General features: G+C 65.5%; 7 protein-coding genes. 5 read left to right on the top strand and 2 right to left on the bottom strand.

The window, feature by feature from the left end:
• Positions 1-1,360 (bottom strand): GNAT family N-acetyltransferase (locus ACO1BU_RS35275; RefSeq protein WP_424140566.1); only part of this gene is annotated, 1,360 nt, incomplete at its 3' end.
• A gap of 396 nt (positions 1,361-1,756) precedes the next feature.
• Here ACO1BU_RS35275 and ACO1BU_RS35270 point away from each other — a divergent pair.
• Together ACO1BU_RS35270 and ACO1BU_RS35265 are read left to right on the top strand one after the other, a co-directional pair.
• The gene (locus ACO1BU_RS35270; RefSeq protein WP_424140565.1) at positions 1,757-3,028 is read left to right on the top strand and encodes an IS256 family transposase; all 1,272 of its coding nucleotides are present in this window, start codon (positions 1,757-1,759) and stop codon (positions 3,026-3,028) included.
• A 116-nt stretch (positions 3,029-3,144) separates the two neighbouring features.
• Positions 3,145-3,282 carry a hypothetical protein gene (locus ACO1BU_RS35265; protein ID WP_424140564.1) on the top strand — a complete coding sequence of 46 codons (138 nt, stop codon included), beginning with the start codon at positions 3,145-3,147 and terminating at the stop codon, positions 3,280-3,282.
• 134 nt (positions 3,283-3,416) lie between these two features.
• Here ACO1BU_RS35265 and ACO1BU_RS35260 read toward each other — a convergent pair whose 3' ends face one another.
• Positions 3,417-3,860, bottom strand: a complete 444-nt coding sequence (locus ACO1BU_RS35260) for a helix-turn-helix domain-containing protein (RefSeq protein ID WP_424140563.1) — start codon at positions 3,858-3,860, stop codon at positions 3,417-3,419.
• Positions 3,861-4,298: 438 nt separating this feature from the next.
• Between ACO1BU_RS35260 and ACO1BU_RS35255 the strand changes: the two genes are divergently transcribed.
• From ACO1BU_RS35255 to ACO1BU_RS35245, 3 genes are all read left to right on the top strand, one after another.
• Positions 4,299-4,433: a hypothetical protein gene (locus ACO1BU_RS35255; RefSeq protein ID WP_424140562.1), complete on the top strand. Its 135-nt coding sequence runs from the start codon at positions 4,299-4,301 to the stop codon at positions 4,431-4,433.
• A gap of 669 nt (positions 4,434-5,102) precedes the next feature.
• Positions 5,103-5,264, top strand: coding sequence for a hypothetical protein (locus ACO1BU_RS35250; RefSeq protein WP_424140561.1), 162 nt, complete (start codon positions 5,103-5,105; stop codon positions 5,262-5,264).
• Positions 5,265-6,237: 973 nt separating this feature from the next.
• Positions 6,238-6,501 (top strand): hypothetical protein, encoded by a 264-nt coding sequence (locus ACO1BU_RS35245; protein WP_424140560.1) that lies wholly within the window; start codon positions 6,238-6,240, stop codon positions 6,499-6,501.
• Positions 6,502-7,034 lie beyond the last annotated feature (533 nt).

Raw genomic sequence — 7,034 nt, 5'->3', positions numbered from 1 at the left:
CGCGTGGCTGATCACCTCGGCGGGAAACCGATACCCGGAATAGGGCGACTTGGCGGCTGGCGGGACCATTCGGAGCCCCTACCGGACCGGGACCAGCCCGCCAAGCTGCGCCCGACTTGACGGTGCCCTTCAGCGGTATCGCACGTCGGCGGAGACGCGGCGCGGCATCTCGCAGCACGTCCCGCACCTGGCGCGCAGAGTTCTTCAGCTTGCGAAGGATTCGCTCCCGGACCGCCAAGAGCGCGATGCCGAGCCTGCCGTGCGATCGCAGCTCGATCAGTATGTCTACGAGGCCATGCCGCTCAGGCCAGCGCTCGGCCTGAAAGCCGACGTCGCTGCTGTTGCAGGAGTCGGTCACGGCGACCGCAGGATCGGCAAGTAGCGTGCGGGTCGTATCCTCCAGCAGCAACACCCCGGGCGAGGCGCGCCGGTGGCCCTCATCGAAGGCGGTCCGCCAAGTGAAGGCGCCGGCGCCGGAGTAAAGGATCATGCCCATGGCCACCGGTTTGCCGTCCAGCCGGAGCGCATGGACCGCCACTTTCCCGTCCTTCGCCAACCCCTCAATCATGCGCCGGGTCAGCGCCGCAGTCGATGGCGTCGAGGCTAGTGCGGTTCCGCGCCGGGCCTTCCAGCCGGAAGCCTCCAGGGCAAGGAACTCTTCGGTCATCGCTGAGATGGCCTTCGGGTCCCGTGTTACCGAGAACGTCAACTGGCCCGCCTTCGCAAGTTGCCGGCGCTGGCGTTCCAGTGCCTGCCGCCGGGTCTTCGACATCGAGGCCGCCCAGAAGGCCTTCGCGTCCGGGTGTGGCAGAAGCCGGGCGCGCGAGCGCCCCCCGATGATGGCAGTCTGCATCTGCTCCTCGCGCAGGACGGCCCGGAAATCGGGCAGGAGCTCTGCGTTCAGGTCGCAAAGCTGCACCAGGCCAGGCAATGTCGGGTCGGTGCGCGCCACAGTGAGCAGAGCGCGCAGAGCTGGCCGTAGCGCAATGCGGTCGAGGACCGGTGTGCCAAGATAGGCCACCGGGCTGACCGGGCTGATGAGCGCCTTCCGCGGCCATGTCGGGCGCGAGCGGCGCAGCAGCACGAGCCAGACGCCGACCAGACGTCGCGCCTGCGCCGTCTTTGGCCCGCCCTGCCATGCGAGCAGGACACGCACTTGCCGGCCTGACTGTTCCGCCGCGGCCAGCGCGAAGGCTGGCTCCATGAAAACATTCGGCACCGCGGCGTGGGCGCAGAGGGCTCGCCACGGCTCCTCGAGGCTGGCAAAGGTCGGTGCGTCCACCACTTCCGCCCAGTAGAAGGTTCCAATATCCGCGGCTTCCGCATCCGTCCCGATACGTGTGGGGGCAACTGGCGTCATGCCTGCCCGATCCAAAGTTCCACATGTCGTATTCATGCCGGATACTCAGAAGGAAGGCCAAGAAGTAACGGCAGAGCGCCGCATCCAGTATGGCGCATGAGAGCTACCTCCGATGAGACGTGCAACGGCGTTGGTGCGGGAAGCCATTGCGGGTAGCCCAGCTCTGGCCATGTGGTTACGGCGTCGAGCCTGCCACTCAAGCATAACGTCGCCCGGCGTCACTGCATTCCAAGATCTGGTCGCCCGGTCCTGGGTTCTGTCAACTCTCGCGCCAGAGAGGCCCGGATTGGCGAGGTGTGAGCTATGGCCGAAAGTGGGTGATGGCGATGTGAGAGAGGCGGCGCATCGAGGTGGGCGGAAGCCTGCCTGAACCTCCCGAAGGAGCGATACGCCGAGATGAGCGATACCACTGTTGTCCCCCTGCGTCAGCCAGAGACGATCGAGGACCCGCTGACGGCGGTGCTGAGGAGCGGCGCCCGCCGACTGCTGGCCCAGGCCGTTGAGGCCGAGGCGGAGGCCTTCCTGGCCGAGATGAAGGGGGAACGGCTGCCGGATGGGCGCGAGCGCCTGGTGCGACACGGGCATGGCCCGGAGCGCCTGGTTCAGACCGGGATTGGCCCGGTGCCGGTGCAGCGGGTAAAGTTGCGCGACCGCGGCGCCGGCGAGGAGATGGGGGGCGAGCGGATCCGCTTTACCTCGGCCCTTCTGCCGCGCTGGGCGCGGCGGACGCGGAGCCTGGATGCCCTGTTACCCATCCTCTACCTGCGTGGGATCTCGATGGGCGACTTCGGGGAGGCGCTCGGGGCCTTGCTGGGCAAGGAGGCCCCGAACCTGTCACCTTCGGTGATCGCGCGGCTGCGGAATGAATGGGAAGCGGACTACGCGCGCTGGCAGCGGCGCGACCTGTCGGCCCGCCGCTACGTGTATGTCTGGGCCGATGGCGTCTATCTGCAGGCCAGGATGGAGCCGCAGGCCGAATGCATGCTGGTGCTCATTGGCGCCACCCCGGAGGGCAGGAAGGAGCTGCTCGGCTTCCAGGTGGGTCTGCGCGAGAGCGCGCAGAGCTGGCGGGAACTGCTGGTGGACCTCAAGGCCCGTGGTCTGGCGATTGCGCCCGAACTGGCCACGGGCGACGGCGCGCTCGGCTTCTGGAAGGCGCTGGACGAGGTCTCGCCGGCGACCCGGCATCAACGGTGCTGGGTGCATAAAACCGCCAACCTGTTGAACAAGCTACCCCGGTCCGTCCAGCCGGCCGCCAAGGCCGACCTGCGCGAGGTCTGGCAGGCGCCGGACCGCGATACGGCCGAGGCTGCGATCACCACCTTCGCCGGGAAGTACGGAGCCAAGTACGAGAGAGCCGTCACCTGCCTGGTGAAGGACCAGGACGCGCTACTCAGTTTCTACGACTTCCCCGCCGAGCACTGGGACCACCTCCGCACCTCGAACCCGATCGAGAGCGTGTTCGCCACGGTGCGCCACCGGACCGTCCGAACCAAGGGCGCCCTGTCCCAGGACACCGCCCGGCTCATGGTCTTCAAGCTCGTCATGGCCGCGGCCAAGACATGGCGCCGGCTGAAGGACGAGAACCAGTTGCCCAAGCTCATCCAGGGCGTCACATTCCACAACGGCGTCGAGGTCACCAACACGCCAGCACAGAACGCCGCCTGATCACCGCGTCACCCAAATTCCCGCATAGCTCTTCCGGCTTCGACGAATGGCTCACCGCCGCCAGACAGAGTGAACTCGCCAGCTTCGCGAGCGGCATTGCCCGTGACGCGGCGGCCGTGTGCGCCGGCATCGTCGAGCCCTGGAGCACGAGCCCGGTCGAGGGGCAGATCAACCGCGTGAAGACCATCAAGCGCCAAATGTATGGCCGGGCGCACCATGATCTGCTGCGCAAACGCATCCTCGCCGCCGCATGAAGGGCCGATCCGGCCATCCATCTGCACCGGGAATGCGGAAGAGCCCTTGGCTGTCGGTCCCGGACAACTTGGTTGACGCGCTACAGCACAGAAAGTGCGACAGAACGGGTGTCGTCTCGGCGCCTTCACGCCGCTCACTCGATCGGTGCGAGGCTCTTGATGAGGTCGAAAACCCGCTTGCGCACGGCCGGCTCCGTGATGCGGTAATAAGCACGCACCAGCTCCAGTGTCTCCCGCTTGCGCAGGGTGTCGCCCTCTAGGCTCCCTTGGGCCTCGTAGAGGCCAGAGCAGGAGCCGGGCGCCCTGCTGCCCGCGCTTTCCGGCATGTCATCGAAGAAGAAGCTGATCGGCACATCCAGCACGCGAGCCAGGTCGAACAGGCGGCTGGCCCCGATGCGGTTCACGCCACGCTCATACTTCTGCACCTGCTGGAAGGTCAGCCCGAGCCCCTCGCCAAGTTTCTCCTGGCTCATGCCGAGCAGGGTGCGGCGTTGGCGAACTCTGCTCCCTACATGCACATCGATTGGACTTGAGCGGTGTTCCCGCTCCATGCTCTGCGCCGGTATTGTGCCGTCCATCGACTTTCCTCTTTGTCCCAAAGCGCTGTGGAGCGCCGTCTAAACGCCCCGCCGTGTGGTCCAGGATCTTGCCCTTTCGGGCTAAGTAGATGCTGCCACGTTAACTTGTCGCTCCGGGCGAACTTGCAACTTTTGAGACGATTTTTACATATGTATTCAGACCGGAATGCCGACCAAAATTGTCTAAGTTCGCAACAACCAACACTTGGGCGGAGTGTCCGCGTCGTTGTGTCAGACCTCGCGCCAGAGGGACGGCTTTGGCGGCGCTGCCGGATCACGTAGGATGCGAGCGGGGCCGATGGTGGTTTGGCTGACGGGATGAACTGCATCCGCTGTGGATCTGTAGCGGTGACGGAGCGGCCGAAAGCGATGGCGCGGGGCTGCCGGCGGTTCCGCTGCCGGGACTGAGGGCGCCAGTTCAACGAGCGCAGCGGCGGCGTGCTGAACCGGGCCTTCCTGCCCAGCGACATCATCGCTTTCGTGGTGTTCTGCCGCCTGCGGCACCGGCTCACCCTGCGCGACCTGACCGGGACCCTGGCGCTGCGCGGGATGGAGGTCAGCCACGAGGCCTGAGTGCCGGATACCGCGGGAGGCCAGAAAAGCGAACTCGTCGCCACCCTAGTGATTTTCGGTCGGACAGGTCGGATTACCCTCATTTTATCCGCATAAACCGCTTTCCGACCTGCTTGGCGACGGTCGGACAGGAGGTGCCCTCTGGGCAGCCGGACTTCATTTTCAGCCCAACCTTGCTCTTTCCGGTCGGACAGTCAGGACAGCCCTCGGCCACCCCCGCGCGGCTTGTGACGGGTGGGTTGGGGAGGGAGGTCAGGCACCAACAACGCAAAACGGCCGACAGGACCCAAGGGGGGTGGGTCTGTCGGCCGTTTTATCCAAGCCTGAACGGGGGGAAGGCTTGGGTCGGCCGCGTTCTAGTTCACAGAACCGCGAGTACGCAACCAAAAGTTGTGTAGACGCAAAAAAGCGGCCGGAGATGAGGAGACGCCTCACCCACCGGCTGCTCAGTCTTGCGGGCAGAACGTTTCACAACGCCCTGGATGCTCCCGCAGTGCGCGAAGCCTGCGCTGGCCAGGGACATTCGTCACCCTACTTTTTCGGCATCTCTCGGCCGGCCGGCGCCAGGGCTAGGCGGGGATGGGCCTCTAGGCGGCGCAGTTTGGTTCGGCCACGCTTGGCCGGCACGAATCCAGGCGGAGTAGAGATGGCGCCGGAGATCAAGGACTGATGACCCTTCCTCCGCCCTTGCCCCCGGAAGAAGAGCGCAGCGCTATGGCGCTGATCGTCGACGGCGAGGAACTGATAGCTAAGTGGGCTAAACTCAACCCAGGACAACGGCGGGTTCTCCTGGCGCTGGTCAGGACGATGACTGACGGAAAACAGGAGTGACCCTCCCTCCCCGCTCCCCCGCGCTGAGCCAGGAACTCCAGGGCTGGCCCAGTTCGCCGATCTGCAAGAGCTGCTGGCTCTTTGGGCCAAGATCGGGCCGGACGAGCGGAAGCTGGTTCTGATGTTGATGAAGGCGATGGTGGAAGTGAAGCGGCTATGACCTGTCCTCCCCGGCTAACCCCGGAAGAGGAACGAGACGCAATGATCCTGCTCATCCAGTCGGAGGAGCTGATGGCCCGCTGGGCGAAGCTGGATCCGGAGAAGCGGCGCTTGGTGCTGGCGCTGGTTAGGGCGATGACGGAGGGGGAGCAGTGAGCGGATATACCAGGACCTCTCAGGCGGAACGAATGCGCCAGGCCCGCATCGCGGAGTGGAGGCGACCAGTGGGAAACCCGCCAAGAGGCGGCCTGCTCGGTTCGCTCGAACTCGTTCGCCGTTGGTGGCACATACCGGAACACCGCCGGAGGGAGCTTCTTCTACTTGCGCGGGAGATGGACACAAACTGAGCGCCGGGACTGCTCATACTGGTGAGGGCGATGCCGCAGGCGGAGCGGTGAGCGCGGACAGGACGCGTGGGGCCCCGCCAGTAATGGCGCCTGCCCCAGAGCGCCGTAAGTGCAGCCCGGCCTAACCGGCGGGGCCTCCTCGTTCTGCGGCGGACAAGGGGAGCCCGGTGGGATCGGACCGCCGGGCGAGTTGGGGAAACAGCACCATGCCAGTGCGGCCGAACTAGCCGCGCCGCCAGAACGATTCTGCACTGTATCGGGTTGCCGTCCACCCCGCCCGCTCCGCTGGTGGCATTTCGTGGCGTTTGACGCGGTGTCAGTTGTTACGCTGGCAGCTTCGGCCACATGTCTGGGGTCTGGATCTCGGCCCAGGCCCTTGCTTAGGGCAACACCTGAGAGAACAGCCAAATCGCCATCGCGGCCATGTCAGGTTGGCGGTCTGGTCGGGCGGTGGCAGCCTGCCTTGTATGACGACCCCGCCCAACCCCTACCGCGGCTTCCGCTACCCGGCTGAGGTTATCGAGTATGCGGTATGGCTGTACCACTGCTTCAGCCTGAGCCTGCGGGACGTCGAGCTGATCCTGGCCGCCCGAGGTGTCGTGGTGAGCTACGAGACTATCCGCGAGTGGGGCCTGCGCTTTGGCCGGCAGTTCGCGAACGCTCTGAAGCGGCGTCGGCCGAGGCCGGGCAACAAGTGGTTCCTGGACGAGGTGTTGGTGCAGTCGCTTTAGCGATCTTGAGTTCATAGGTAGTTGTAATAGGAGGGGCACCGTCAAGTTGTTGGCGCTGGACTGATCGTGCTTGCAGGCCGGAGGCGATGCTGGCTCAGATCTTACGCTGTGGCAGGTGCCCCACTGATTTCCGCCCAGATGGCGAAGGCACGCGTCCTCGCGGCGCGATGCTGACCGGCGGTGACGTGGTCGCGACGGAGCTGGAAGAGTGAGGTGGTCCCCATCCGTCGGACAGTTTGACGGCCTGGATAGGCTCGGTTCTGGTTTCCGTCAGGCCGCCAATCTCTCCATCCGGTTTGCCCCATACGCCTCGTCGGGGGTTTGCCCGGCCAAGGAGCTGTGCGGGCGTCGGGCATTGTAGAACTCTCCGACACAAGACCCATAGTACTGCGGTTGCAGGCGAGGTGGCACCGTCAAGTCGGGCGCAGCTTGGCGGGCTGGTCCCGGTCCGGTAGGGGCTCCGAATGGTCCCGCCAGCCGCCAAGTCGCCCTATTCCGGGTATCGGTTTCCCGCCGAGGTGATCAGCCACGCG

The organism is Roseomonas chloroacetimidivorans, from assembly GCF_049629625.1.
Taxonomy (GTDB): Bacteria; Pseudomonadota; Alphaproteobacteria; order Acetobacterales; family Acetobacteraceae; genus Roseomonas; species Roseomonas chloroacetimidivorans.
The sequence above is the reverse complement of the archived record's forward strand: the minus strand, read 5'-3'. Positions and strand labels throughout refer to the sequence as shown.

Excerpts from the sequence above, each read along its gene's own strand:
- ACO1BU_RS35270 (WP_424140565.1), top strand. The coding sequence starts at position 1,757 with ATGAGCGATACCACTGTTGTCCCCCTGCGTCAGCCAGAGACGATCGAG.
- ACO1BU_RS35260 (WP_424140563.1), bottom strand. The coding sequence starts at position 3,860 with ATGGACGGCACAATACCGGCGCAGAGCATGGAGCGGGAACACCGCTCA.
- ACO1BU_RS35250 (WP_424140561.1), top strand. The coding sequence starts at position 5,103 with ATGACCCTTCCTCCGCCCTTGCCCCCGGAAGAAGAGCGCAGCGCTATG.
- ACO1BU_RS35245 (WP_424140560.1), top strand. The coding sequence starts at position 6,238 with ATGACGACCCCGCCCAACCCCTACCGCGGCTTCCGCTACCCGGCTGAG.